General features: G+C 64.2%; 24 protein-coding genes. 18 read left to right on the top strand and 6 right to left on the bottom strand.

The window, feature by feature from the left end; translation table 11 throughout:
* Positions 1–138 precede the first annotated feature (138 nt).
* On the top strand, positions 139–432 hold the full coding sequence (locus FHS75_RS04635; RefSeq protein ID WP_179406508.1) for a hypothetical protein: 294 nt from the start codon (positions 139–141) through the stop codon (positions 430–432).
* A gap of 75 nt (positions 433–507) precedes the next feature.
* Positions 508–1,455, top strand: coding sequence for a tyrosine-type recombinase/integrase (locus FHS75_RS04630; protein ID WP_179406507.1), 948 nt, complete (start codon positions 508–510; stop codon positions 1,453–1,455).
* Positions 1,456–1,514: 59 nt separating this feature from the next.
* Here the strand turns inward: FHS75_RS04630 and FHS75_RS04625 are convergent, their stop codons facing one another.
* Positions 1,515–2,336: a mechanosensitive ion channel domain-containing protein gene (locus tag FHS75_RS04625; protein ID WP_179406506.1), complete on the bottom strand. Its 822-nt coding sequence runs from the start codon at positions 2,334–2,336 to the stop codon at positions 1,515–1,517.
* 259 nt (positions 2,337–2,595) lie between these two features.
* Here FHS75_RS04625 and FHS75_RS04620 point away from each other — a divergent pair, with 259 nt between their 5' ends.
* From FHS75_RS04620 to FHS75_RS04580, 9 genes are all read left to right on the top strand, one after another.
* A complete protein-coding gene (locus FHS75_RS04620; RefSeq protein ID WP_179406505.1) occupies positions 2,596–2,847 on the top strand; it encodes a hypothetical protein in 252 nt (83 codons plus the stop codon).
* A gap of 57 nt (positions 2,848–2,904) precedes the next feature.
* Complete coding sequence (locus tag FHS75_RS04615; protein WP_373284968.1) at positions 2,905–3,822, top strand: calcium/sodium antiporter; 918 nt, start codon at positions 2,905–2,907, stop codon at positions 3,820–3,822.
* A gap of 365 nt (positions 3,823–4,187) precedes the next feature.
* Positions 4,188–4,958, top strand: a complete 771-nt coding sequence (locus FHS75_RS04610) for an SDR family NAD(P)-dependent oxidoreductase (protein ID WP_179406504.1) — start codon at positions 4,188–4,190, stop codon at positions 4,956–4,958.
* Positions 4,959–4,970: 12 nt separating this feature from the next.
* Positions 4,971–5,909 carry an SDR family NAD(P)-dependent oxidoreductase gene (locus FHS75_RS04605; RefSeq protein WP_179406503.1) on the top strand — a complete coding sequence of 313 codons (939 nt, stop codon included), beginning with the start codon at positions 4,971–4,973 and terminating at the stop codon, positions 5,907–5,909.
* 145 nt (positions 5,910–6,054) lie between these two features.
* Positions 6,055–6,789 carry an N-formylglutamate amidohydrolase gene (locus FHS75_RS04600; protein ID WP_179406502.1) on the top strand — a complete coding sequence of 245 codons (735 nt, stop codon included), beginning with the start codon at positions 6,055–6,057 and terminating at the stop codon, positions 6,787–6,789.
* Positions 6,790–6,837: 48 nt separating this feature from the next.
* Complete coding sequence (gene ilvD / locus FHS75_RS04595; RefSeq protein ID WP_179406501.1) at positions 6,838–8,562, top strand: dihydroxy-acid dehydratase; 1,725 nt, start codon at positions 6,838–6,840, stop codon at positions 8,560–8,562.
* Entirely contained in the window at positions 8,543–8,920 is a 378-nt protein-coding gene (locus FHS75_RS04590) for a hypothetical protein (RefSeq protein ID WP_179406500.1), read from the top strand. Before ilvD ends, FHS75_RS04590 begins: the two co-directional genes overlap by 20 nt.
* Positions 8,907–10,307: an NAD(P)H-hydrate epimerase gene (locus tag FHS75_RS04585; protein WP_179406499.1), complete on the top strand. Its 1,401-nt coding sequence runs from the start codon at positions 8,907–8,909 to the stop codon at positions 10,305–10,307. Before FHS75_RS04590 ends, FHS75_RS04585 begins: the two co-directional genes overlap by 14 nt.
* On the top strand, positions 10,304–11,518 hold the full coding sequence (locus FHS75_RS04580) for a class I SAM-dependent RNA methyltransferase (protein WP_179406498.1): 1,215 nt from the start codon (positions 10,304–10,306) through the stop codon (positions 11,516–11,518). The genes FHS75_RS04585 and FHS75_RS04580 overlap by 4 nt, the downstream gene beginning before the upstream one ends.
* Here FHS75_RS04580 and FHS75_RS04575 read toward each other — a convergent pair.
* Entirely contained in the window at positions 11,493–11,921 is a 429-nt protein-coding gene (locus tag FHS75_RS04575; protein WP_179406497.1) for an MAPEG family protein, read from the bottom strand. The two genes, FHS75_RS04580 and FHS75_RS04575, sit on opposite strands and share 26 nt — an antisense overlap.
* Positions 11,922–12,007: 86 nt before the next feature.
* Positions 12,008–12,982: a threonine ammonia-lyase gene (locus FHS75_RS04570; protein WP_179406496.1), complete on the bottom strand. Its 975-nt coding sequence runs from the start codon at positions 12,980–12,982 to the stop codon at positions 12,008–12,010.
* A gap of 47 nt (positions 12,983–13,029) precedes the next feature.
* Here FHS75_RS04570 and FHS75_RS04565 point away from each other — a divergent pair, with 47 nt between their 5' ends.
* From FHS75_RS04565 to FHS75_RS04550, 4 genes are all read left to right on the top strand, one after another.
* Positions 13,030–14,241 (top strand): saccharopine dehydrogenase family protein, encoded by a 1,212-nt coding sequence (locus FHS75_RS04565; protein ID WP_179406495.1) that lies wholly within the window; start codon positions 13,030–13,032, stop codon positions 14,239–14,241.
* Positions 14,241–15,452, top strand: a complete 1,212-nt coding sequence (locus FHS75_RS04560) for a carboxynorspermidine decarboxylase (RefSeq protein ID WP_179406494.1) — start codon at positions 14,241–14,243, stop codon at positions 15,450–15,452. The genes FHS75_RS04565 and FHS75_RS04560 overlap by 1 nt, the downstream gene beginning before the upstream one ends.
* A gap of 306 nt (positions 15,453–15,758) precedes the next feature.
* On the top strand, positions 15,759–16,964 hold the full coding sequence (locus FHS75_RS04555) for a type III PLP-dependent enzyme domain-containing protein (protein WP_179406493.1): 1,206 nt from the start codon (positions 15,759–15,761) through the stop codon (positions 16,962–16,964).
* A 103-nt stretch (positions 16,965–17,067) separates the two neighbouring features.
* Positions 17,068–17,889 carry a universal stress protein gene (locus tag FHS75_RS04550; protein WP_179406492.1) on the top strand — a complete coding sequence of 274 codons (822 nt, stop codon included), beginning with the start codon at positions 17,068–17,070 and terminating at the stop codon, positions 17,887–17,889.
* Positions 17,890–17,902: 13 nt separating this feature from the next.
* On the opposite strand, the gene hemA is transcribed toward FHS75_RS04550, so the two are convergent.
* The 3 genes from hemA to murI are packed head-to-tail and all read right to left on the bottom strand — an operon-like array spanning position 17,903 to position 20,779.
* A complete protein-coding gene (gene hemA / locus FHS75_RS04545; RefSeq protein WP_179406584.1) occupies positions 17,903–19,117 on the bottom strand; it encodes a 5-aminolevulinate synthase in 1,215 nt (404 codons plus the stop codon).
* A 58-nt stretch (positions 19,118–19,175) separates the two neighbouring features.
* The gene (locus tag FHS75_RS04540; RefSeq protein WP_179406491.1) at positions 19,176–19,976 is read right to left on the bottom strand and encodes a hypothetical protein; all 801 of its coding nucleotides are present in this window, start codon (positions 19,974–19,976) and stop codon (positions 19,176–19,178) included.
* Positions 19,973–20,779 carry a glutamate racemase gene (gene murI / locus FHS75_RS04535; protein WP_218845099.1) on the bottom strand — a complete coding sequence of 269 codons (807 nt, stop codon included), beginning with the start codon at positions 20,777–20,779 and terminating at the stop codon, positions 19,973–19,975. Before murI ends, FHS75_RS04540 begins: the two co-directional genes overlap by 4 nt.
* Before the next feature lie 110 nt (positions 20,780–20,889).
* Here murI and plsY point away from each other — a divergent pair, with 110 nt between their 5' ends.
* The 3 genes from plsY to topA all read left to right on the top strand — a co-directional run bounded on the left by plsY (position 20,890) and on the right by topA (position 25,220).
* Positions 20,890–21,474 (top strand): glycerol-3-phosphate 1-O-acyltransferase PlsY, encoded by a 585-nt coding sequence (gene plsY / locus FHS75_RS04530; protein ID WP_179406490.1) that lies wholly within the window; start codon positions 20,890–20,892, stop codon positions 21,472–21,474.
* Between the two features lie 14 nt (positions 21,475–21,488).
* Positions 21,489–22,592, top strand: coding sequence for a DNA-processing protein DprA (gene dprA, locus FHS75_RS04525; RefSeq protein WP_179406582.1), 1,104 nt, complete (start codon positions 21,489–21,491; stop codon positions 22,590–22,592).
* A gap of 66 nt (positions 22,593–22,658) precedes the next feature.
* Entirely contained in the window at positions 22,659–25,220 is a 2,562-nt protein-coding gene (topA, locus tag FHS75_RS04520; RefSeq protein WP_179406489.1) for a type I DNA topoisomerase, read from the top strand.

Here is a 25,220-nt window from a genome sequence, read left to right as displayed (position 1 = left end):
ATAATCTCTTCCGGCTTGTGCTTCCGTGCCATTCCATTCCTCCTTCAGTCCAAATCCTAAAACAGAATCTGGACCACCCAGAAGGGGGAAGCTCACCCTCATCGTCTACGTAGACGCGACTACAATACGGAGATCCGATTGGCTAAAAGAGACAACGCCTACTGGGCTGGGCGGCTTGAGAAAGATGGGCTCACAGACACCCTAGAGAAGGTGCGCTCGGGAAAGATAACCATGTATCAAGCTCGACAGCAGGCTGGGTATCTTAAGAGGCCGTCTGGCTCGCCTGCCAAGGCGCTAGCTTATCACTGGCAGCGAGCAAGCGCCGATGAGCGTAGGCTCTTCGTGCTGAAGCACGCGAAAGAAGTGAATCGCGTGGTGCTTGAGGTTTTTGACATCCTCAAGGCTGAAAAGGCGAAAAAAGACAGCAAATAGGCTGGAAAACAGCCCGACAGACCACTCCGTGTCTCCTAGAATAACAGGGTAAATCAATGTTCTAGGATATATCGAATGTCTACCGACCCTGCCACCGTCACGATCAGCGATGCAGCCAAGCTTTGGATCGCTCGATGTGAGCTCGAACAGCTCGAACGAGCAACGCTCCATTCCTATCGTGGCCACGTGAATAACCATATCGAGCCGCAGATAGGAGATCTGCTGCTCAAGGAGCTATCAGCCGTTCACGTTCGCGACTTCCTCGATCACATGCTTCGCGAGAGCACCCGTGCGATGGCCAAGAAGTGTCTAACAACACTCCGCTCGATCATCAGCACCGCACAAGAGCGGGGGCTCGTCCAGCATAACGTCGCGCGAGATGTCAAACTACGACGAGCCGAACGTCACGACCCGGATCGAGTGTTCCCAACGAAAGATGAGATCAAAGCACTAATCTCCAAAGCGCCTGAGCGACACAAGCCTCTCATCATGACCGCGTTGCTCACAGGCATGCGTATGTCGGAGCTGCGCGGGCTCACCTGGGACGCGATCGACTTTCAGAGGAATATCATCACGGTGAGAAAGCGCGCCGATCGATATTGCGATATGGGTAACACCAAGAGCCGATCAGGTCGACGTGACATACCGATGGGGCCGCAGCTCTCGAAGGTTCTGAAGGCCTGGAAGATTGCATGCCCGAAGGGCGACCTTGAGCTGGTCTTTCCAAACGGCGCAGGCAATGTCGAGACGCACTCGAATATCTACAATCGCATTTTCAAACCGCTCATGGTGAAGTGTAAAATCGTGGACGGGGAAGGCGCGCCGCGGTTCTCATTGCACGCCATGCGGCATGCTGCCGCTTCGCTCTTCATTGAGCAGGGTTGGCCGCCGAAGAAGATTCAGACCATGCTAGGACACTCGTCGATCACAATGACCTATGACGTCTATGGTCACCTGTTTCATGATCCCGCAAAGGACGTGGACCTCATGAGCGAGATGGAGCGCGATCTTTTGGCTGCTTAACGTGTATGCACGGCAGAAGCCGACATTTCGCTACTGCCCCCGAAGGCGCACAAAGATAACTAAACGCCGACGGCAATTTTTCGCTGCGAATGCACGAGCGAGCCGATTGCGCAAGCAACGGCGTTCTCCGCGCCTTGCGGGTCTGGCAGACGACCAATCAAGGTAATTTTGAGGCGATACTTGCCGATCTCACTCGTTCCGAAGCTGATCCGGCAACGAGCACGTTGATTTCGGGAGGAGGCCACGACTCCTGTGTCTCCGTTTCTTTCGGCCAGCGCCATTTCCGCGGTTTCTAACAGTTTCTTGTTCATGGCGAAGATGTCGATATCAGGCTCGAAGGTCATCTCGAAGGCGTGCTCGATAATTCCCCCTGTGGGAGGAAGGACTTTTGCAGGCAGAGTGAACAGCAAGCTGTATGGAAGGGTAATCGTGCGGCCTGTCGGCACAATCGATCCGTCTTTGCTTTCGAATTCCTTCAGCCGCGTCGCCAGCAGGTTGAGATCGAGAACCTCGCCTTTCGTCGTGCCTACCTCAACCACGTCTCCCATCGAGAATGCGCGCGTGAAAGTACGAAGCGCCGCGCCGGAAAGGCAAAGGATCAGTTCCTTGGTTGCCACAACAATGGCAACTGCGACCGCCGTAAGCGACAGGGCGAAAGTTCGCAGCTGCGGTGCCCAGATCATGATGAGACCGATCACCGCGACGAGGATAAGCACGTTGCGGAAATTCGCTGTCCAGCGGCGCGCAACCTGCTCTGTGAGATCGTCTCTTCGCCGCAGAGCGCGGCCTGCGATCAGCCTCGCGACAAGCAGGACGAGGATAAGGGAACCCGACGCAAACACATCGGAAGTGTAGAGGCCTGAAGGAATCTCGAATTTCATTTGCTCTCCGTCGGGAAAACGTAGACCCACGCCTGTCTGCGGCTCTGTTCAAAATGTGAACTGGTCGACGGGGCAGCTCTTGTAAACCTTCGCGGCTCTCATATCTGACGCGGGTTACCGGGCCCCTCTGGCGATAGTTTCCCCTGCATCGCGATGTCGGAACAAGTGGTTTTCCAAAGTCATTTGCTCTGACAAGGTTCGAGATGAAATTTGCAAATATAGCTTTCCTTGCACAAATCCGTTGGTTCGGAGAGCTTCGATGGAGTTAGCGCTCTACGTGCTGGACGTGACCATTGTTGTGGCGGCGGTAATGTCGGCCTGGTTCTGGCTGCAAGCCGCAGGGAAGCCCCAGCGCAGAGTCAGCAAGTTTGAGGATTTCAACCATGCGGATCTGAATCGCCTAGTAACCGCGCTCAACCGCGCTCGCATCCTGAATGCTCGCGCTGCGGTGGCAACTGCTATTGCCGCCCTACTCGGAGGCATCCGTGTCGCATTGGACCTCCTGTTATGACATACCTGCTGCTTGCTGCCGGCCTTGTCCTGCTGATCGGGGGGGGGTGAACTCCTTGTGCGGGGCGCTGTACGGATTGCCGAACAGCTCGGTCTTTCGCCGATGCTCATTGGTCTCACGATCGTCGGAATGGGTACTTCCATGCCCGAGCTGGCGGCGAGCGTTCAGGCCGCACTGGCCGGTTCGCCGGGTATCGCTCTTGGCAATATTGTTGGCTCGAACATCGCCAATCTGCTTCTTATCCTTGGTCTGGCCGTTGTGCTTTCTCCATTCGCCGTGCCCCGCGGGGTTCTCTGGCGCGATGGCGGTGTCGGGTTGGTCTGCGCAGTGATGCTCATCGCAGCCGGGTACACACTCGGTCTTACCCGGGGCGTTGGCATGCTCCTAGTGATGGGGATGTTTGCCTACGTCTATCTTGCCTTTCGGCAAGAAAAGGCGGGGGCGGATCATGGGGCGGCTTACGACAAGGCTCTGGCACTCGAAGAGATTGATCCGGCTCTCGTTCCTTCTGCCAAGCCTCACGGATCAATTGTCATGGCGGCTCTGTTCTTGCTTGCGGGCATAGTTCTCATCATTTCGGGAGGCAGCTTGCTCGTCGATGCTGCTATCGCGATTTCGGCGAGACTCGGCGTTTCTGACGAGGTGATCGGCTTGACGGTTGTGGCCGTCGGAACATCCCTGCCGGAACTGGTGACGTCCGCAATTGCTGCGATAAAGCGCCAGGGAGAGATCGCTCTCGGTAACGTCCTTGGCTCAAACATCTACAACGTTCTCTTTATCGGCGGGGTGACAGGAATCGTGGCCCCAGCCAAAATTCCAGGGGGCATTCTCCAATTTGACCTATTGGTGCTGCTTGCCGTTTCCGCAATTGTGATGCTCTTCGCCTTTACCGGCGGCAGGCTCTCCCGTCTTGAGGGTTCCTTGCTGGTGGCTGTCTATGCAGGTTACACCTCGGTCACCGCCGACCTCATATGATCCACAGCTTAAGCAGCGGACCGGCGAGCGCCTGTTTTAAGACGACAAGCTAACAAATCGGCAGCGAGTTGGGCGGGTCTGCCTCAGGCGTTAAACTGACAAATACTAGTCTACGTAGACGCGTCTACATAGCACTTCCGTTGGAATCATAATCCGCGTGTCGGGGGTTCGAGTCCCTCCTCCGCTACCATTCTTCCGCGACATTGGTTCTCCTCGCGATCCGCCTGGCCATGCAGGTTGGTTCGGTCCCGGTTGCGAAACATCGTAATCTAGCTCACCATGTCGACGAGCGTAGCACGCCGATCCCGGCGAAAGCACGCATGGCGATAGGTGGCGCCGGGAAGCGGTGCGTGGGGGAGAGCGGAATGAGCACGAGAAGCGACTTGCTGGCGGGCAGGGTGATCATGGTAACCGGGGGCGGGAACGGCATTGGCCGCGCCAGCGCGCTGCGCTGCGCAGAGGCGGGTGCTGCCGTGGCCGTCACCGATCGCGACCTGGCATCGGCGGAGGCGGTAGCGCGCGAAATCGCCGATGCGGGAGGTATGGCATATGCATTCAGGCTCGACGTGACCCTCGAGGAGGAGGTTCGCGAAGCGGTCGAGAAAGCGGTATCGCGGTTCGGCAAGCTCGATGGCGCGTGCAATGCGGCAGGTGCGACTTTCAAGGGCGTCCCGATGCATGAGGTCGATACCGAGTTCTGGGACTTCGTCCACGCGGTCAACTTGCGCGGATTGTTTCTCTCGATGAAGTATCAGGTCGCGGCGATGCTGGACGCGGGCGCTGGTTCTGTCGTCAATATCGCATCGACCGCTGCCATCGCGGCGATCCCCTCCGGTTCGGAATACTGCTCGGCCAAGGCCGGCGTTGCAGGAATGACGCGGGCTGCGGCCATCGACTACGCGCGCAGCAATATCCGGGTCAACGCAGTGCTGCCGGGCGGAACGCGCACTGCGATGATGGAGCACGCATTCGACCTGATCGAGGAGCTGCGCGAAATGGTGCCGGAGGCCAATCCTATGGGCAGGCTCGCCGAGCCCGACGAAATGGCGATGGCCGTTCGCTGGCTGCTCTCTGACGAGGCGAGTTTCGTCAACGGGGTGCTGCTGCCGGTCGATGGCGGCCTGACGGCTCAGTAGGGAGAACGGCTCGTGACCGATGAATTGCGCTTCGACGGACAGGCGGCCGTCGTCACGGGTGCTACCAAGGGCATCGGCCGCGCCATTGCGCTGCTGCTTGCCGAGCGCGGGGCGATGGTCGTGGTGAACGGCAATGCGCGGCCCGGCGGGAAGGGGCCGGAAGAGGACGTCGTCGCCGAGATACGGGGCAAAGGCGGGACGGCGGTAGGTGTCAACGGCAGTGTCGCCGAGGACGCTGCCTGTCGCGCGATGGCGGACGCGGCGATCGCGAATTTCGGGCGGCTAGACATCATCGTCAACAACGCTGGCACTACCGACACCAAGTTGCGCATACAGGATGCCCCGAGCCCGGTGATCGACGAACAGTTCGCCATCCACGTGAAGGGTCCGCAGCAGCTATTTCGCGCAGCCTGGCCGCACCTGAGGGATTCGGGCCACGGGCGCGTCGTCAACCTGGGATCAGCCTCCTCGCTCGGCATCGAAAGCATGCACGGCTGGGGTGGATCGTACGCTATCGTGAAGTCGGCCCTGTACGGCATGACGCGACAGATGGCCGGTGCCGGGGCGGAGCATGGCATCAGCGCGAACCTCATCATGCCCTACGCCTATTCGACCATGGTCGAGACATCGTTCGGCGGCACCGATTTCGGCAACTGGATGGAAAGGCATTTCGATCCCTCGATGATCGCGGTCGCGGCGCTCTACCTGATGCATCGCGAGTGCCCCGTGAGCGGGCAATTCTTCTCGATGGGCGGAGGACGAATGGCGCGCGTGGTCTTCGCCTCGCGCGACGGAATCTTCGATCCCGACCTTTCGCCCGAAACCGTGCGGGAGCGCTGGGACGAGATCATGGGGCCGGAGGAGGCGGACCAGATGCTGGGCGACGGCTACTTCGAGCTTCCGTCGCAAAAGCGCGACGGCCTTGCATTCAGCAAGGTACTCGACAGGTAGTGATCCGCACGCCGTACATGGAATCATGGATCGTGTGTCGGGCGGGCATCCGTCCCGGGCATCCTCGTCGGCCGCCATATGGAAACGTCCGGTCCTGTCGCACGTTGTCGGGCACACGGTTGGAAAAAGTGGGGGGGTAAGCGAGATGTTTGACGGCGATACCGATCGAGCAGCGAGGCTTGTCGGGACGCCGCGTTTCGGCGGCTTGTTGATCGTCGCCGACCATGCATCGAACCGTGTGCCCGACGATATCGACCTCGGCATCGACGCCGGGCTGATGCGTGAACATATCGCCTACGACATCGGCGTCGCCGCAGTGGCGGAGCGGATGGCGCGCAAGGACGGCATTGCGGCATTCCTCGGCAACGTCAGCCGCCTGGTGTGCGATACCAACCGCCACGCCGACGATCCCGCCGCGATTCCCGAGCGCAGCGACGGTCGCACCATTCCTGGCAATGTCGGGATCGACCGGGAGGCGCGCCTCTCGCGGTTTCACGCGCCCTGGCACGAAGCGCTCGACCGGATGCTCGCCGAGCATCCGCCGATGCTGACGCTCATCCTGCACAGCTTCACGCCGCAACTGGCCAGCGATCCCGACAGCTCGCGCCCATGGCAGTGCGGGCTTCTATACGACCGCGACGCCCGCGGCGCGCGGCTTGCACAGCCGCTGCTCGAGGCCGACGGGCTCCACGTGGGCGACCAGCTTCCCTACTCGGGCAAGGACTACAATGCCGTCATCGCCCGCCATTTCGAGAACGAGGGCAGGCCTTATCTCTACCTCGAAATCCGGCAGGACCTGATCGCCGATGCACCCGGACACGACGAATGGGCCACGCGGCTTTCGCGGATTTGCAACGAAGTTGCGCTTTCGCTCACTTGACCGCACCCCTAAACCTCGCAAGAGCGGCGGCGAGGAAGGGGAAGTCACGTGACAGCCAAGTTCGACAAGTCGAAACTGCCCAGCCGCCATGTCTCGGTCGGGCCGGAGCGCGCGCCGCACCGCAGCTACTACTATGCGATGGGGATGACCGAGGAAGAGATCGCGCGCCCGTTCGTCGCGGTCGTCTCGGCAGGCAACGACAGCGCGCCGTGCAACACCACGCTCGATGCGCAGGCCGATATCGCGCGTGGCGGGGTGATAGAAGGCGGCGGCACTCCGCGCCGCTTCAACACGATCACCGTCACCGACGGCATCGCGATGGGCCATCAGGGCATGAAAAGCTCGCTGGTCAGCCGCGAAGTCATCGCCGATTCGGTCGAGCTTTCGGTTCGCGGCCATTGCTACGACGCGATCGTCGGCTTCGCCGGCTGCGACAAGTCGCTGCCGGGCATGATGATGTCCATGCTGCGACTGAACGTGCCTTCGATTTTCGTCTACGGCGGCTCCATCCTTCCCGGCCACTACAAGGACCGCGACGACCTTACCGTGCAGGACGTGTTCGAGGTCGTGGGGCGTTACGCAGCCGGCGGATGCCCGCTTTCGGAAGTGCACGCGATCGAGAAGGCGGCCTGCCCGGGCCACGGAGCCTGCGGCGGTCAGTTCACCGCGAACACGATGGCCTGCGTTGGCGAAGCGATCGGATTGTCGCTTCCCAACAGTAATATGGCCCCTGCTCCTTACAAGTCGCGTGAGGAAATCGCGGTTGCGGCGGGTCGGCAGGTCATGACCCTGCTCGAGCGCAACATCCGCCCGCGCGACATCTGCACGCCGGCTGCCTTCCGCAATGCGGCGCGCGTGGTCGCCGCGACCGGCGGGTCGACCAACGGGGCGCTGCATCTGCCCGCGATGGCAAGCGAATGCGGCATCGAATTCGACCTGTTCGACGTAGCCGAGATATTCAGGTCGACGCCCTATGTTGCCGACCTCAAGCCCGGCGGAAAGTACGTTGCCAAGGACATGCACGAAGCGGGCGGCGTCTACATGGTGATGAAGACCCTGCTCGACGGCGGGCTGATCGATCCCGAACCGATGACTGTCACCGGCAAGACGCTGGGCGAGAACATCGAGGAGATCACCTGGAACCCCGACCAGAAGGTAATCTACGACGTGAAGAGCCCGATCACGCCGACCGGCGGCGTCGTCGGCCTGCGCGGCTCGCTCGCTCCGGACGGGGCGATCGTGAAGGTCGCGGGCATGAAGACGCTTCAGTTCAGCGGCCCTGCGCGCGTGTTCGAATGCGAGGAGGACGCCTTCGCGGCAGTCGAGGCGCGTAACATCGTCGAAGGCTGCGTCATCGTGATCCGGAACGAAGGCCCGAAGGGCGGCCCGGGCATGCGCGAGATGCTAGCCACGACCGCGGCGCTATACGGGCAGGGCATGGGCGAGTCGGTCGCGCTCATCACCGACGGTCGCTTCTCGGGCGCGACACGCGGCTTCTGCATCGGCCATGTCGGCCCGGAAGCGGCGGTCGGCGGACCCATTGGCCTGATCGAAGACGGCGACGTGATCGCCATCGATGCCGAGGCCGGCACCATCGAGCTGGAGGTCGACGAAGCCACGCTTGCCGAGCGCCGCAAGGGCTGGAAGCCGCGCGGGACGGATTACAACTCGGGCGCGCTGTGGCGCTATGCTCAGAACGTCGGCCCCGCCAGCAAGGGCGCGGTGACCCATCCCGGCGCGAAGGCCGAGACCCATGTCTTCGCGGACATCTAGCCTCGCCCTCCTGTCGCTCGCGACGACGCTGGCTGTTGCCGGCTGTTCGTCCTCCGCAGACATTCCCGAAGTCGCGGAAGGCGACGAGCACATCGAGTGCGCGGTCGCGGGAGCGACCGATTTCGCGGAAGCCTGCGCCGTCGACCGGGTTTCGAGGGACGGCGCGCTTTCGCTGGTGGTCCGCCATCCCGACGGCGCGTTCCGGCGCTTCGATGTGGTCAGGGACGGGCGCGGCGTCACCGTGGCGGACGGGGCCGATCCGGCGCAGACGCAACTGGCGGACGGCAAGCTGGAAGTCGCGGTAGGCGAAGACCGCTATCGCTTTCCCGCGACCATGAGGTCGAATGAGCAGGAGTGACGCCCAGATCGTCACCGTCGCGCAGATGCAGGCGGCGGAACAGGCGTTGATGGATGCGGGCATCGATGTCCATGCGTTGATGCAGATCGCCGGGCGGGGCGCTGCGGACTTTGTCTGGCGACTGGCCGCGCATCGCCCGGTGACGGTCCTGTGCGGGCCGGGAAACAACGGCGGCGACGGGTATGTCATCGCGGAGGCGATCCGCGAGCGCGGCGGCAGTGCGCGCGTTATCGCGGCAATCGAGCCGAAAACCGACGCGGCCCTTCGCGCGCGATCGCTTTTCGGCGGCGAAGTGCTCGGCCCCGACGCCGACCCGCACGGCGAAGTGCTGGTCGATTGCCTTTTCGGTAGCGGTCTTGCCCGACCACTTGGCGACGATCTCGCGGCGTTGCTTTGCAGGCTTGCAAAGCATCATCGCCACTCGGTCGCCATAGACCTGCCCAGCGGGGTCCGGTCCGACAGCGGCATGCTGCTCGACGAGGGATTGCCGCGCTACGATCTCACCGTTGCTCTCGGGGCCTGGAAATACGCGCATTTCCTCATGCCGGCGAGCGCGAACATGGGCGAGACGCGGCTCGTGCCCATCGGGATCGAAGCGGTCTCCGGCGCGGCCCGGCGGATCGAAAGACCGCGCATCGCCGCGCCTGCCGCCGATGCGCACAAGTACAAGCGCGGGTTGCTCGCGGTCGTCGGCGGCGACATGCCCGGAGCCGCCGTGCTGGCATGCATCGCCGCGCAAGGAGCCGGGGCGGGCTACGTCAAGCTGTTCGGGCAGGGCGCGGCAGGCGCCTCTCCCGATCTGGTCGTTGATGGCGGCAAGCTGTCGAGCGTGCTTACCGACGACCGCAACACCGCCGTTCTCGTCGGTCCGGGCCTCGGGCGAAGCGGCACTGCGCGCGAGCGGCTCGCAACCGCGCTGGCCGATCCGGTGCCGGTGGTGCTCGATGCCGATGCGCTCGTGTTGCTGGGCGAACGGCAGCTTTCCGAACGGCAGGCAGCGACCGTCGCGACGCCTCACGAAGGCGAACTCGCCACGCTGGAGCGCAATTTCGGGCTCGAAGGCTCTGGCTCGAAAGTCGAGCGGGCGAGGGCGCTTGCAGCGGACAGCGGCATGGTGATCGTCGCCAAGGGGCCGGATACGGTTGTCGCGGCCCCCGATGGACGGATCGCTTGCGCCGGCCCGGCGACAAGCTGGCTTTCCACGGCCGGCACGGGCGACGTGCTGGCGGGCATTGTCGCCAGCCGCGTGGCGGCGGGTGCCGAGTCGTTCGAGGCGGCTTGCGAGGGCGTCTGGATCCATGCCGAAGCGGCGCGCGGGCTTGGACCCGCCTTCACCGCCGGCGAACTCGCGAACGCGGTCCCCACGGCGCTTGCCGCCTGCCTGTGACCGATTCCGGCACGATTGTTCGCGTCGCCGCCAGGGGCGACGGCGTAACCGGGGACGGCCGCCACGTGCCGGGCGCAGCTCCGGGCGACGTTCTTGAGGCGGATGGTTCGCTGCGACACGGCCCCCACCATGCCGAAGCGCCGTGTCGTCACTTCGGGAAATGCGGCGGCTGCCAGCTCCAGCATCTCGACGAGGAAACGCTTGTCGGTTTCGTGACCGACCGCGTTATCAACGCCGCACGGGGACAGGAGATCGAGCCGAGCGAACTGCTTCCATCGCATCTCTCGCCGCCTTTCTCGCGCCGCCGGGCGACGCTTCACGCGGCACGCGTCGGCGGTCGCATCGCCATCGGCTTTCGCGAGGGCGGCTCGCATCGCATCGTCGACATGGCCGAATGCCACGTACTGGACCCGCGCCTTTTCGCACTCGTGGATTCGTTGCGCCGCATGCTCGCCCGGCTTGACGGCCGGCTTGCCGTCGATGTCGATCTCGCGCTGACCGAACAGGGCGTCGATGTCGGACTGAAAGGCCTCACCGTCGAAGGGCTGGCCGCGACCGAAGCGATGCTCGATTTCGCCCGGGACAATGGCCTTGCGCGCCTCGTGCTCGACCAGGGATATGGCCCGGAAGCGATGTGGGAGCCGAACCCGGTCACCGTGTCGCTCGCCGGAACCAGCGTTCCGTACCCGCCGGGCGCGTTCCTCCAGGCGACCGCCGACGGCGAGGCCGCGCTGGCCGAAGCCGCGCGAGAATGGCTCGATGGCAGCGAGACTGTCGCCGACCTGTTTTCAGGACTGGGCACCTTCGCGTTCGCGCTGGCGGGCCCGGCGAAGGTGCTCGCCGCCGAAGCCGCGCGCGACGCGCATCTGGCCTGCAAGGCAGCAGCGGGAAGCTCCCGCAAGCCCGTCCATTCGCTTCACCGCGACCTTTTCCGCAACCCGTTGCAGGTGGACGAGCTAAACCGCTTCGCAGCCGTCCTGCTCGACCCGCCACGTGCTGGCGCGAAGGAACAGGTGAGCCTGATCGCGCAAAGCAAGGTGCCGCGCGTGGTCTACGTGAGCTGCAACCCGTCGAGCTGGGCGCGCGATGCCGCAGCGCTCGTCGAGGGCGGGTACGAACTTGCGGAACTGAGGCCCGTCGGCCAGTTCCGCTGGTCAACCCACGTCGAGATGGCAAGCCTTTTCGTCAAAAAACCGCCAGCAGCAACCTGATGATCAGGACCATCAGCACGAGGCTGGAGACGAGGAACAGCGTCGCGCGTACCGGGACGGTGTTGATCGAGGCCTGCCAGATCGAGTGGACGACGCGTAGCGCTACGTAGACCCAGGCAAGCATGATATCGAGCGGCGCGGCCCCGACGAGCGCGAATATGAGCACCGTCGGATAGAAGATCGTCGGCTGTTCCATTAGGTGCGCGTAGTTGTGGGCCGCCCAGTCCCGGAAGTCCGGGTTCTGCGCGGCGAAGTCGGGTCCGCGCGTTCCGGGCTTGGCGTTGGCGATGTCCACCTTTCCCTTCTTGAAGCCGCTCGCGCGCTGGACGGTCATCCAAAGCAGCACGAGCATGGTCCAGACCAGCAGCGCCGCCGCTGGCTGCAGGATTTCCAGTCCGATCATCGAATCTCTCCCCCTCGTCCGCACCGGGGCGGACATCGGCGCGGAGAGTGTTGGCGGGCAATGGCCTTGTCAATCGCGCTCGAACTTCACGCGCCGCTTGTGAGCACCTTGGCAAATGCCGAGGGATCCGTGTTGCCGCCAGACAGGATGACGACGGTCGCTTCGTCGGCGCGCTCCTTACCGGCCATCACCGCCGCGAGCGCTGCCGCACCGCCCGGTTCGACTACGAGCCGAAGACGCTGAAATGCCAGGCGCTGCGCTGCTTCGACTTCGCATGGCGAGACGGCAAGGCCATAGGCGCATCGCTCCTTGATGATCGCGAAGTTGATCTGCTGCGTGGCCATCGGTTGCAGCGAATCGCAGGCGGTCGGCGGAGGGTTAGGCCCGACGTCGACGATCTCGCCCGCCGCGATGCTGCGCTTTACGTCGTCCCAACCCTCGGGCTCGACCGGCACGATCTCGGCATCGGGGCAGGCGAGCGCCAGGCCTCCCGACAGCCCGCCACCGCCGCACGGCGCGACAATGCGACGCGGCTCGCCAAGCCCGCGTTCGGCCATCTGCCGGGCGATCTCGATGCCGGCGCTGCCCTGTCCCTCGATCACCCACGGATCCGCGAAGGCGTGGACGAGTGTCGCCCCGCGTTCCTCGGCAAGCGAACGCGCGATCTGCTCGCGGTTGCCGGTCAAGCGATCGTAGGTGACGATCTCCGCGCCGAGCGCCCTTGTCCCCTCGATCTTCACCGGAGGCGCATCGGAAGGCATCACGATGGTGGCCGCGATGCCCAGCTGGCGGGCGGCCCAGGCCACGCCCTGTGCGTGATTTCCGCTCGACACGCCGACGACGCCCGCCGCGCGCTCGGCTTTCGAAAGGTCGGTCAGACGGTGCCAGGCGCCCCTGATCTTGAAGGCGCCGACCGGCTGCAGGCATTCGGCCTTGCACCAGATCGTGGTCCCCGCAATTTCAAGCGGGAGCAGCGGAGTGGGTGGCAGGATCGCCGCGATCTTGTCCGCCGCGCGGCGAACGCCTTCGGCCGTCGGCGAGCGCATCGGTTGAGTTGTCATGGATGGGGCCTATATCGCCCGGCACGGTAATTCCGAAGGAGAATGGTGTGAGCAAGGTCCTTGTCATCGGCGCTGGCGGCGTCGGTTCGGTAGCGGTCCACAAGATGGCGATGAATCCGGACATCTTTTCCGAAGTGCACCTTGCCAGCCGTACCGTTTCCAAGTGCGACGCCATCGCCGCCTCGGTGAGGGAGCGCACCGGTGTGACCGTACCGACATACGCCGTCGACGCCGAGGAAATCGCCGAGATGACGAAGCTGATCGAGAAGGTCGACCCCAGGCTCGTCGTCAACCTCGCACTGCCTTACCAGGATCTCGCCATCATGGAGGCGTGCCTCAGGACCGGCGTCGACTACATGGACACCGCCAATTACGAACCGCGCGAGGAGGCGAAGTTCGAATACAGGTGGCAATGGGAATACCACGACCGCTTCAAGGCAAAGGGCCTGATGGCGCTGCTCGGCTCAGGCTTCGATCCCGGCGTCACCAGCGTGTTCGCGATGTGGCTCAAGAAGCACAGGCTGAAGACCATCCGCACGCTCGACATTCTCGATTGCAATGGGGGCGATCACGGACAGGCGTTCGCGACGAACTTCAACCCGGAGATCAATATCCGAGAAGTCACAGCACCCGCACGTCATTGGGAGAACGGCGAGTGGGTGGAAACGCCTGCCATGGCGGTGAAGCGAGAGTTCGACTTCGAGGCGGTCGGCCCAAAGAACATGTACATGATGTACCACGAGGAGCTCGAAAGCCTCGCCCGCTTCGTGCCCGAGATGGAACGCGCGCGGTTCTGGATGACCTTCGGCGACGAGTACATCAAGCACCTGACCGTGCTGCAGAACGTCGGGATGACCCGCATAGACCCGGTGATGTATCAGGGGCACGAAATCATCCCGCTGCAGTTCCTGAAGGCCGTTCTTCCCGAACCCGCCAGCCTCGGTTCGACGACGAAAGGCAAGACGAACATCGGCGATATCGCGACGGGAGAGGCGCTCGACGGATCGGGCGAGAAGACCTTCTACATACGTAACATCTGCGATCACGAGGACGCCTACGCGGAAACCGGGAACCAGGCGGTGAGTTACACCACCGGCGTGCCCGCGATGATCGGCGCGGCAATGATGCTTACCGGCAAGTGGAAGGGGGAGGGCGTCTTCAACATGGAACAGTTCGATCCCGATCCGTTCATGGACATGCTGAACGAACACGGACTGCCGTGGAAGGTCGAGGAACTCGACGGACCACTGCCGTTCTGATGGAAACCAGGGCTGGCGATCCGGGCGCATTCGCGCGTTTCGACCTGTCGCGCGTCGACAGTCCCGCGTTCGTGGTCGATGCCGCGAAGCTTCGGGACAATCTGCGGATGCTCGCCGACGTGCGCGACAGGGCCGGGATCAGGATGCTGTCCGCGCTCAAGGCCTTCTCGATGTGGTCGGTTGCGCCGATCATCGGCGAATACCTCGACGGGGTGTGCACCTCCGGCCTGTGGGAGGCGCGGCTTGCATCCGAATTCTACGACGGCGAAATCGCGACGTACTGTGCCGCGTACAAGCCCGACGAGCTCGTGGAAATCTGCCGCCTTTCGGATCACGTCATCTTCAATTCGCCGGCTCAGCTTTCCCGGTGCTGGGCGATCCTGGAGCAGGGCAGGGCAACCGGCGGCGACTTCGACCTGGGGCTGCGTGTGAATCCGCTCCATCCGGAAGGAGACGTGTCCCGCTACGATCCCTGCGCCCCGCATTCGCGACTGGGCTTCCCGGTCGACCAGCTCGACGACGAACATGTCGAACTGGTCGACGGCATCCACATGCACACGTTGTGCGAGCAGGACTTCGCGCCGCTCGAGCGCACGTGGGACGCACTCGTTCCGCACATCGAGCAGTGGTTCGGGCACTTCAAGTGGATCAACCTGGGCGGGGGGCACCACATCACCCGCAGCGACTACCAGCGCGACGAGCTGGTCGATTTCCTCCTGCGCATTCGCGAGGAAACGGGCGCGGAGATATACATGGAGCCGGGCGAGGCAGTGGCGCTCGATGCGGGAATCCTGGTCGGCACGATCCTCGACACGCACTGGAACGGCATGCCGCTTGCCATCACCGACATCTCCGCGACCTGTCACATGCCCGACGTGCTGGAAGCGCCCTATCGTCCCGCGATGCTCGGCGAGGAGCCGGTCGAGGGCACGTTCGCCGATGCGAGCGACGATTCCATCGACGCGGGCGCGGTCAGGCTCGGCGGGCCGTCGTGCCTGGCGGGCGATGTCATCGGCGACTACCGGCTTCCGGTTCCGGCGGAGCCGGGACGCCGCATCGCCTTTCTCGACCAGGCGCATTACTCGATGGTCAAGACGACGACCTTCAATGGTGTCCCGCTTCCGTCGATCTGGCTGTGGGATTCGGAGACCGACGCGCTCGAGTGCGTGAAGCGATTCGACTACCCGGACTTCCGCGACCGGCTCAGCTGAACTCGACCGGTTTCCGCCCCGCATCGTCGGATCGGGCGGTTCGGGTCGGAACTTGCGTCCGACACCGTGCGTTGCCCCCTCCAAGTCGCCGCCAGCGCGCCGATGCGTGGCTCGTCGGCATAGTGCGACGGTTGTCTGACAGCCCCGTGACGGAGGGGAGCGAAATTGTTGCAGTTTTGTGAAAACACGACCCCATTTTCGCTTGCGATTCACTCGCACGGCCCTATATCCGCCCTCCGCTGCCCCAAGGGGACTTCCAAACCGCAAGGCAGCCATTGTTGAACTTACCGTTGGGGGTCCCTTGAGTTGTACATCCATCCTGACGCATCGGCTGTAGTTGGCGCTGTAGCGCCCGATGAACCCGTAATCCTGAACCGCCCGCACGCTGCGGGTCGCGCCGCCCGATTCTTCGCGCAGAAGTTTCCGGGCAAGTCGCTCTATGCGGTAAAGGCCAATCCCTCGCCGGACCTGCTGCCCATCCTGTGGGCGGCGGGCATCACGCATTACGACGTCGCCTCGATCGCCGAAGTCAGGCTGGTCCGCGACGCGCTCCCCGAAGCGACGCTGTGCTTCATGCACCCGGTCAAGACCGCGAGTGCCATTCGCGAGGCGTACTTCAGGCACGGGGTCAGGACGTTCAGCCTCGACAGCACGGAAGAGCTTGCGAAGATCGTCGCTGCGACCACCGACGAGCAGGGCAACGAGGCTGCGGACCTGCGCCTGTGCGTTCGTTTGCGCGTGTCGTCCGAATATTCCGAACTGAGCCTCGCCTCCAAGTTTGGCGTCGACCTCGTCGATGCGCCGCCGCTTCTCCAGGAGACGCGGCAGGTGGCGGACTGGCTGGGCGTGTGCTTCCACGTCGGCAGCCAGGCGATGACGCCCTTTGCCTATGTCCAGGCGCTCGACCGCGTCCGCGCAGGGATTGCCGATGCGGGCGTCGTCATCGACATGATCGATGTCGGCGGAGGCTTTCCGTCTGTCTATCCGGGCATGGAACCGCCCCCGCTCGAAGACTACTTCGCGATCATTCACCGCCACTTCGAGGCGCTTCCCATCGCCTACAACGCCGAGCTCTGGTGCGAGCCGGGGCGCGCGCTGTGCGCCGAGTACAACTCGCTCATCGTCAGGGTGGAAAAGCGACGCGGCAACGAACTCTACATCAACGACGGCGCCTATGGCGCCTTGTTCGACGCAGCGCACGTCGGCTGGCGTTTTCCGGTTCGCTGCCTGGCCGAGGGCCGGGACGAGTCGGTGGAGGACTTCGCGTTCTACGGGCCGACCTGCGACGATGCGGACTACATGGAAGGTCCTTTCGTCCTGCCATCGGACATCCGCGCGGGCGACTACATCGAAATCGGCATGCTGGGCGCTTATGGTGCCGCGATGCGGACCGCGTTCAACGGTTTCGGCCAGGCCGAGGCCTTCGACGTCGCGGACGAGCCGATGGCCAGCCTTTATCGCGGCGACCGTCCCGATCCGCGCGCATCGGATAACGTCGTTTCGCTTCGCTGAGCTCGGATTCGGGCCTGTGCTTTCCGGAGAATTGCCGGAAAACGGTTGATTCCTGTTCCGATCCGGGCACCTTGCGGCCTGAACCGGAACAGGAGGACCGTCCATGACCGCAGGCCCGATCGTCGTTGCCACCGATCTTCATTCGCGAAGCGATCGCGCGGTCGACCGGGCGGTGCGACTGGGTCGCAAGACGGGGCGGCCGGTCAAGGTTGTCCATGTCGTCGATCCCGACAGCGCGTCGGCCGAGCACGAAGAACGGACCATCGCTCAGGTCCGTGATGCAATGCCGCTGGGCGAGGACGAGGTGGACATCATCCTGGCCCACGGATCGCCTCCCAAGGCTATCTGTCAGGCAGCCGACGATCAGGGTGCCTACGTGATCGTCGTCGCGGTGGCGCGCTACAACGACTTGCGTGACTATTTTCTCGGCACCGCCGTGGATCACGTCATCAGGAATGCCAAAGCACCGGTCATCGTCGTCAAGCAGCGCCCGCACGAGGACTATCGCAAGATTCTTGTGCCCAGCGACTTCTCGAAGCATTCCAAGGAGGCGCTGATCGCTGCTGCCAGGCTGTTCCCGAAGACGACGATCCACGTCCTCCACGCCTATCACGTGCCCTATGAAGGCTGGCAGACCGCCGACTACGTGAAGGACGATGCCAAGGAATCGAACCAGCGCGAACTCGATGAATTTCTCTCCGATCCGGACATCGTCGCGGCGCTTGGCGAGCGGATCACCGGGAAGATCGCCTACGGACCCGTGGACAAGGCCGTGGCCGATGCGGTGGAAGAGGACGAGTATGATCTCGTCGCGCTCAGCTCGCACGGGCAGGGCGGCCTGCGCGACCTTACGCTCGGCAGCACGGCAAGCACGCTGTTGCAGACGGTACCGGCCGATACGCTGATGGTGCCGGCCAGGGACTGATCGGACGCCGCCGTCAGGCGGCCAGCTTCATTTCCATCCGGTCCCAGATCTCGACGAGCGCTTCTGTCAGTTCCCGCATCATTTCCGGAGTGTGGGCCGGACCGGGCGTGAAGCGCAGGCGCTCGGTACCGCGCGGAACGGTCGGGAAGTTGATCGGCTGCACGTAGACGCCGTACTCGGCAAGCAGGATGTCGCTGATCCGCTTGGCCATGACCGGATCGCCGACCATCAACGGCACGATGTGTGTGGTCGAATCCGTCACCGGCAGGCCGGCTTCGCGGAACATCGCCTTCAGCGCCTTGGCCGCCGCCTGCTGCCCGTCGCGTTCCTCGCTCGATTGCTTGAGGTGGCGGACCGAGGCGAGCACGCCCGCGACGAGTACCGGCGAAAGCGAGGTGGTGAAGATGAACCCCGGCGCATAGGATCGGATGACGTCGATGATCCGCGTGTCGGCGGCGACGTAGCCGCCCATGACACCGAACGCCTTGCCCAGCGTACCCTCGATGATGTCGATGCGGTGCGCGGCCTCGTCGCGTTCGGAAATGCCGCCGCCGCGCGGGCCGTACATGCCGACCGCGTGGACCTCGTCAATATAGGTCAGCGCATTGTACTTGTCGGCAAGGTCGCAGATGTCGTGAATTGGTGCCACGTCGCCGTCCATCGAATAGACGCTCTCGAACGCGATCAGCTTGGGCCGGTCGGGATCCTCGGCGGCGAGCAATTCTTCGAGGTGTCCGACGTCGTTGTGACGGAACACGCGTTTCTCGCAACCCGAATTGCGGATGCCCGCGATCATCGACGCGTGGTTCAGCTCGTCGGAGAAGATGACGCAGCCCGGCAGCAGCTTGGCCAGCGTGGACAGGGTCGCGTCGTTCGAGACGTAGCCGCTGGTGAAGAGCAGCGCGCCCTGCTTGCCGTGCAGATCGGCAAGTTCGCGCTCCAGCTCGATGTGGTAGTGCGTGTTGCCGCCGATGTTGCGCGTTCCGCCCGATCCGGCGCCCACGTCGTGGAGCGCCTCTTCCATGGCGGCGACCACCTTCGGGTGCTGGCCCATCGCGAGGTAGTCGTTCGAACACCAGACGGTGATCGGTTTCGGCCCGTTGTGACCCGCAAAGCAGCGTGCATTGGGGAAAGCGCCCTTGTTGCGCAGGATGTCGATGAAGACGCGGTACCGTCCTTCGGCATGCAAGCGCTCGATGGCCTGGTCGAAAACCTGATCGTAATTCACTGTCGGCAGTCCATTGCTGTGCCTTCGCGCCCCGCGCGGCTGGCTCATCGGCTGCGCATTACCGGATCGCCTCGCGCATTTCCAGCGCCTTTTCCGATGCTTCCGGTTGCGGGAATGGATAGCCGATCCCGGTCTTCGTCTTCGGCGATACGACGCGTCCGAAATCGCGGCCGGCGATGATGCGGACCTGCGGGTTTTCGGCCTTCAGCCGCCTGATCCAGCGCAGCCATGCGAGCGTGGCAGAGCGGTCGATTTCCGAGCGGAACAGGTCGACGTACCGCGCCGGAGGACGCGCCTGCATCCAGCTTATCGACAGCGGCGCGACATCGCCTGCCAGGAGGTATTCGCGCCCGTCGCGAAGCCGCACGTATGCCATCGCGTTGCCTTGCGAGGGGGCATCCGTCCTGATCAGGACCACGCCGGGCGCCACGGCGTCGAGGCGATCGTCGGACTGCACGGAATCCAGGCGGAAAACTGCCTGCGACGACGCACGCGCGATCTCGAGGCGTTCGCGCGAAACCGGATTGCCCGGGTCGCCCGCCGCCTCGCCGCTGGTCTCGACGACGACGGGCGCGCGGTCCTCGAAGCTTGCCAGGAAGGCCATCTCGGACAGCTTGTCGAAACGCAAACCGGCTCCGGCAGCTACGATGTTTCCCATCTCGTTTTCGGTGCGGGTTCGTTCCACGCGCAGGGACACGGGCAGTTCGCCACCAGGAAGCGCTGCGACTTCGCGCAGATCGGCTAGCGTAATTCGCGGAAGTTCGACCTCGCTTGCGCGCTTGTCGAGAAACACGATAAAATATGCAGGAACGATTACGATCAGCGCCGCCAGAAGCCAGACGTTGAAGCGCTTGGTCAAATCGTTTCGGTCCTCTCCAAACCGTACCGCCTTGCGGTTTCGAGCAACGCGGATTCTTCTCCGCCGTCCGCCGTGAATACCAGCAAATCGGGCTTTTTGCGCGCGAAATCCTGTCCCTGCGTCAGCGAAGCGATCCGGCGGGCTATGCCCTTGGCACCATGCACGAACACGATGCCGTCGCCAAAGGCCGAGGCAAGCTGGCCCTCGACCAGCGGGAAGTGCGTGCAGGCGAGCACGACCGTATCGATCTCGTCCCCGCCAGGCTGGCTGCGCAGGCCTGCAACGGCTCGCTTGAATACGTCAGGATCGGCTTCGACCCCGCGCAGCGACGCTTCGGCCGCCTCGACAAGTTCGGGGGCTGCATGGCGAAGCAGCGATTTCCCTTGCGCAAATTCATGCTCGAGATTGTCGACGTAGGCTTGCCGGATCGTCGCCTCGGTGCCGAGCAGTCCTATCGTGCCGGAGCGCGTCAGGGCGGCGGCGGGCTTGATGGCGGGCACGGTTCCGACGATCGGCACGTGCAGCACCTCGCGCACCATCCCCAGCGCGATCGTCGATGCGGTGTTGCAGGCGATGCAGGCAAGGCGGGGGCGATAGCGCTCGGTCAGCCGTCCAAGCAGCCCCGCGACCCGGGCCGCGACCTGCGCTTCGGTCTTGGTGCCGTAGGGCAGGCCGCCGTTGTCCGCGACATAGATGACCGGGGCCTGCGGAATGAGGCTGCGAACTTCCGCGAGAACGGAAAGGCCACCGACACCGGAGTCGAACAGGAGGATAGGCGATGCGGGGTCAATGCTGTCGTTCAAGGGCCTGAAATTCCGTTCGCTCGCATCCTCCGTCGCCTCTTAGGGCCTCGATGCGCAAAAGGGAATCCGCAGGCTTCGCTATTCTCTTCGAATCGGTTTAGGGAATCGGAATGGACTGGCTCTTGGCCCTGCTCACCGGGTACGCACTCGGCTCGATCCCCTTCGGCTTGCTCCTCACCCGGATCACCGGCACGGGCGACCTGCGCAAGATCGGTTCGGGCAACATCGGCGCGACGAATGTGCTGCGGACGGGGCGCAAGGGCCTGGCCGCGGCCACCCTGCTGCTCGATCTCGCCAAGGGGTACTTCGCGGTGTTTCTTGCCTGGCAGTGGTTTCCCGAGTTCGTCTCATTCGCGGCGGGCGGTGCCTTCCTCGGCCATTGCTTTCCTGTGTGGCTGCGCCTTCGGGGAGGCAAGGGTGTTGCGACCACGGCGGGCATATCCCTCGGCCTCGCCTGGCCGGTGGGCATCGCCTACGCGCTCGTCTGGCTCGCGATGCTGGCGATTACGCGTATTTCCTCGCTGGCCGGGATGACCGCCGCGATCGTCGCGCCGCTTGCCGCTGCCGCGACCGGGCACGCCCGCTTCGTGTCGGTGCTCGCACTGATCGCGCTGGCCGTGGTCGTTCTTCATCGGGCCAACATCGCGCGTATTCGCGCCGGCACCGAGCCCCGCGTCGGAGGATCCGGACCTTGAGCGAGCAGACTACGATGACGCGCGACGAGGCCTTCGCCCGCATCCGGCTGCTGCGCTCGCCGAATATCGGGCCGGTAAGCTATCGACAGCTCCTTGCCCGCTTCGGAAACGCGGCGAACGCGCTCGATGCGTTGCCCGACCTCGCGGCGCGTGGCGGCAAGGCCTATCGCGCCGCGCCCGCCGACCGGATCGAGGACGAGATCGCTGCGGTGAAGAAAGCGGGAGCGCGCTACCTTTTCCTCGGTTCGCCCGAGTATCCTCCGCCGCTCGCTGAAATCGAGAGCGCTCCGCCGATCCTCACCGTGCGCGGCGACGTTTCGGTTGCGGGGAGGCCCGCCGTTGCGATGGTCGGTGCGCGGAACTGCTCGGCGGCGGCCGTCAAGCTGGCACGGGATTTGGCCACTGCGCTGGCCGAAGAGGGCTTCGCGGTCGTGTCGGGGCTCGCGCGCGGCATCGACGGTGCTGCGCATCGCGGCGCGCTGTCTGCGGGTTCGGGCGGTGGCGGCACCGTCGGCGTGATCGCCAGCGGCATCGACATCGCCTATCCTCCCGAGCACGCGGACTTGCAGGAACAGGTGGCGAGCGAAGGTCTGCTTGTCGCCGAACAACCCCCCGGCACCGAACCGCTTGCGCGCCATTTTCCTTCGCGCAACCGCATCATCGCCGGGCTCGCCGCGGGTACGCTCGTCGTCGAGGCCGCGCCCAAATCGGGCTCGCTCATTACCGCGCGGCTTGCCGGCGAGGCCGGGCGCGAGGTGATGGCGATACCCGGATCGCCGCTCGATTCGCGCAGCCGGGGGTGCAACCAGCTCATCCGCGACGGCGCGATCCTGGTACAGTCGCCCGAGGACGTCATCGAGTTGCTCACGGGCTTCGACGGGGCGCGGCGATCCACCTTTCGCGAAGCGGTGCCGACATGGATTCCGGAAGATGCACCCGTCGCGGACGAGGGGCCCGCCGATATTGCCGGGCTGCTCACCACCGCGCCCGTGTTCGTCGACGAGATCATCCGCCAGTCGGGCGAGGGCGCGGCGGCGGTCCAGCTTGCCCTGCTCGAACTCGAGATCGCCGGTCGCCTCGTGCGCCATGCCGGCGGTAGAGTTTCGCTCTCCTCTTGACGAAACGGGCGGTGCGTTCCCACCCTCGTACGTGCGTACACGCGTAAGGGATCTTTCCGGAACACAATGCAACTGGTCATCGTCGAATCGCCCGCGAAGGCGAAAACAATCGAGAAGTACCTCGGCAAGGACTACAAGGTCCTCGCTTCGTACGGTCACGTCCGCGACCTGCCGCCCAAGGACGGCTCGGTCCGCCCGGACGAGGACTTCGCGATGGACTGGGAGCTATACGGCGACAAGCAGAAGCAGGTCCGCGCGATCACCGACGCGGCCAAGAGCGCCGACAGCCTGATCCTCGCCACCGACCCCGACCGCGAGGGCGAGGCGATTTCGTGGCACGTTCAGGAACTGCTCGGCAAGCGCCGCGCGCTGCCCAAGGACGTGCGGCGCGTGACGTTCAACGCGATCACCAAGGATGCGGTCACGTCCGCGATGGCGAAGCCGCGCGAGCTCGATCAGGACCTGATCGATGCGTACCTGGCGCGCCGCGCGCTCGACTACCTGTTCGGCTTCACGCTTTCGCCGGTCCTGTGGCGCAAGCTTCCCGGTGCGAAGAGCGCGGGGCGGGTGCAGTCGGTGGCGCTGCGCCTGATCGTCGACCGCGAGCGCGAGATCGAGGCGTTCAGGCCGCAGGAATACTGGTCGGTGGTAGCCCATCTCGAACAGGACGGCACCGCGTTCGACGCGCGCCTCGTGCGCTTCGAGGGCGAGAAGCTCGAGCGGCTGAGCATCGGTGAGGAGGGCACGGCACAGCGCGCGAAGGCGGCCGTCGAGAGCGGCGCGTTCAAGGTCGAGGATGTCGAGACCAGGCCGACCCGGCGTAACCCGCAGCCGCCGTTCACCACCTCGACGCTGCAGCAGGAGGCTGCGCGCAAGCTCGGCTTTTCTGCAAGCCACACGATGCGCGTTGCCCAGACGCTCTACGAGGCGGGCGCGATCACCTACATGCGAACCGATGGCGTCCAGATGGACCCCTCGGCAATCTCGGCCGCGCGCAAGGCGATCAGCGACCGCTACGACGGGCACTACCTTCCCGAAAAACCGAGGCATTACAGCACCAAGGCGAAGAATGCCCAGGAAGCGCACGAGGCGATCCGGCCTACCGAATTCACCAAGGACCGTCACGGTTCGGGAGACGAGGCGCGGCTCTACGACCTGATCTTCAAGCGTGCGATGGCGAGCCAGATGGCATCCGCCAGCATCGAGCGCACCACCGTGACCATGCGCGATGGCACGGGCCGGCACGAATTGCGCGCGACCGGGCAGGTAGTGAAGTTCCCGGGCTTCCTCGCGGTCTACGAGGAGGGCCTGGACGACAAGGGTTCGGGCAAGGACGGCGATGAGGACAGCGGCCTGCTACCCGCGCTTTCGAAGGGCGATGCGCCGGCAAAGAAGGGCGTCGATGCCAACCAGCACTTTACCCAGCCGCCGCCGCGCTATTCGGAGGCCTCGCTGGTGAAGCGGCTCGAGGAGCTGGGCATCGGCCGGCCCTCGACCTATGCAGCCACGATCCAGGTCCTCAAGGACCGCGACTATGTACGCACCGAGAAAAACCGTTTCTTTGCAGAGGAATCGGGGCGACTGCTGACAGCATTTCTGGAGCGTTTCTTCCCCACCTACGTGGCTTACGACTTTACTGCGGGGCTGGAGGACGAACTCGACGACGTTTCGGGTGGCAGGGCCGCGTGGAAGGCTGTGCTCGATGCCTTCTGGCGCGATTTCAAGCCGAAGTCGGACGAGGTCATGGAGCGCATGCCCTCCGAAGTGACCGAGGCGCTCGACGAGTTCCTGTCCGAGTACCTGTTCCCGCCGAAGGACGACGGCACCGATCCTCGCGCCTGCCCGCAATGCGCCGATGGCAAGCTGTCGCTGCGCGGCGGACGGTACGGCGCGTTCATCGCCTGTTCGAACTATCCTGAGTGCAAGTACACTCGCAAGTTCGCACAGCCCGGAGGTCCGGAGGCAAGTGCCGACGATGGCGAAATCGGCAAGCACCCGGAAACGGGCGAGCCGATCATGCGCAAGACCGGGCGGTTCGGCCCCTACGTTCAGATGGGCGAGGGCAAGGAAGCGGCACGCTCCTCGATCCCGAAGGATATCGACGAGCTGACGCTCGACTGGGCGGTGAAGCTTCTCAGCCTGCCGCGCATCGTCGGGCAGCATCCGGAAACGGGCAGCGACATCGAAGCGAACATAGGGCGTTACGGCCCATACCTCAGGCACGATGGCAAGTATGCGCGTCTCCAGTCGACGCGCGACGTCTTCGATACCGGGATGAACGCGGCCGTAACCATGCTTGCGGAAGCGGCGCAGAAGGGCGGGCGCGGGCGGCAGAAGGCCGAGCCGATCAAGACCTTCGGTGCCCATCCGACCAGCGGCGGCGAGATCAGGCTGATGTCGGGCCGGTACGGGCCTTACGTGACCGACGGCAACGTCAACGCCACGCTGCCGCGAGACAGCAAGCCCGAAGACCTGACCGAGGAAGAGGCGGTCCGCCTGATCGACGAGAAGGCCGCAAAGGGGCCGGCGAAGAAAAAGCGCAAGAAGGCCGCTCCGAAGAAGACCGCCGCGAAAAAGGCTCCGGCCAAAAAGGAAGCGGCGACCAAGAAAGCGACGGACGGCGAATAG

It is taken from the genome of Novosphingobium marinum, assembly GCF_013408095.1.
Classification (GTDB): domain Bacteria; phylum Pseudomonadota; class Alphaproteobacteria; order Sphingomonadales; family Sphingomonadaceae; genus Novosphingobium; species Novosphingobium marinum.
The sequence above is the reverse complement of the archived record's forward strand: the minus strand, read 5'-3'. Positions and strand labels throughout refer to the sequence as shown.

Coding starts and splice junctions, on each gene's coding strand:
- FHS75_RS04570 (WP_179406496.1), bottom strand. CDS start 12,982: ATGACAACTCAACCGATGCGCTCGCCGACGGCCGAAGGCGTTCGCCGC.
- FHS75_RS04600 (WP_179406502.1), top strand. CDS start 6,055: ATGTTTGACGGCGATACCGATCGAGCAGCGAGGCTTGTCGGGACGCCG.
- FHS75_RS04590 (WP_179406500.1), top strand. CDS start 8,543: ATGTCTTCGCGGACATCTAGCCTCGCCCTCCTGTCGCTCGCGACGACG.
- plsY (WP_179406490.1), top strand. CDS start 20,890: ATGGACTGGCTCTTGGCCCTGCTCACCGGGTACGCACTCGGCTCGATC.
- FHS75_RS04625 (WP_179406506.1), bottom strand. CDS start 2,336: ATGAAATTCGAGATTCCTTCAGGCCTCTACACTTCCGATGTGTTTGCG.
- FHS75_RS04550 (WP_179406492.1), top strand. CDS start 17,068: ATGACCGCAGGCCCGATCGTCGTTGCCACCGATCTTCATTCGCGAAGC.
- dprA (WP_179406582.1), top strand. CDS start 21,489: ATGACGCGCGACGAGGCCTTCGCCCGCATCCGGCTGCTGCGCTCGCCG.
- FHS75_RS04610 (WP_179406504.1), top strand. CDS start 4,188: ATGAGCACGAGAAGCGACTTGCTGGCGGGCAGGGTGATCATGGTAACC.
- topA (WP_179406489.1), top strand. CDS start 22,659: ATGCAACTGGTCATCGTCGAATCGCCCGCGAAGGCGAAAACAATCGAG.
- FHS75_RS04620 (WP_179406505.1), top strand. CDS start 2,596: ATGGAGTTAGCGCTCTACGTGCTGGACGTGACCATTGTTGTGGCGGCG.
- FHS75_RS04630 (WP_179406507.1), top strand. CDS start 508: ATGTCTACCGACCCTGCCACCGTCACGATCAGCGATGCAGCCAAGCTT.
- FHS75_RS04585 (WP_179406499.1), top strand. CDS start 8,907: ATGAGCAGGAGTGACGCCCAGATCGTCACCGTCGCGCAGATGCAGGCG.
- FHS75_RS04560 (WP_179406494.1), top strand. CDS start 14,241: ATGGAAACCAGGGCTGGCGATCCGGGCGCATTCGCGCGTTTCGACCTG.
- FHS75_RS04575 (WP_179406497.1), bottom strand. CDS start 11,921: ATGATCGGACTGGAAATCCTGCAGCCAGCGGCGGCGCTGCTGGTCTGG.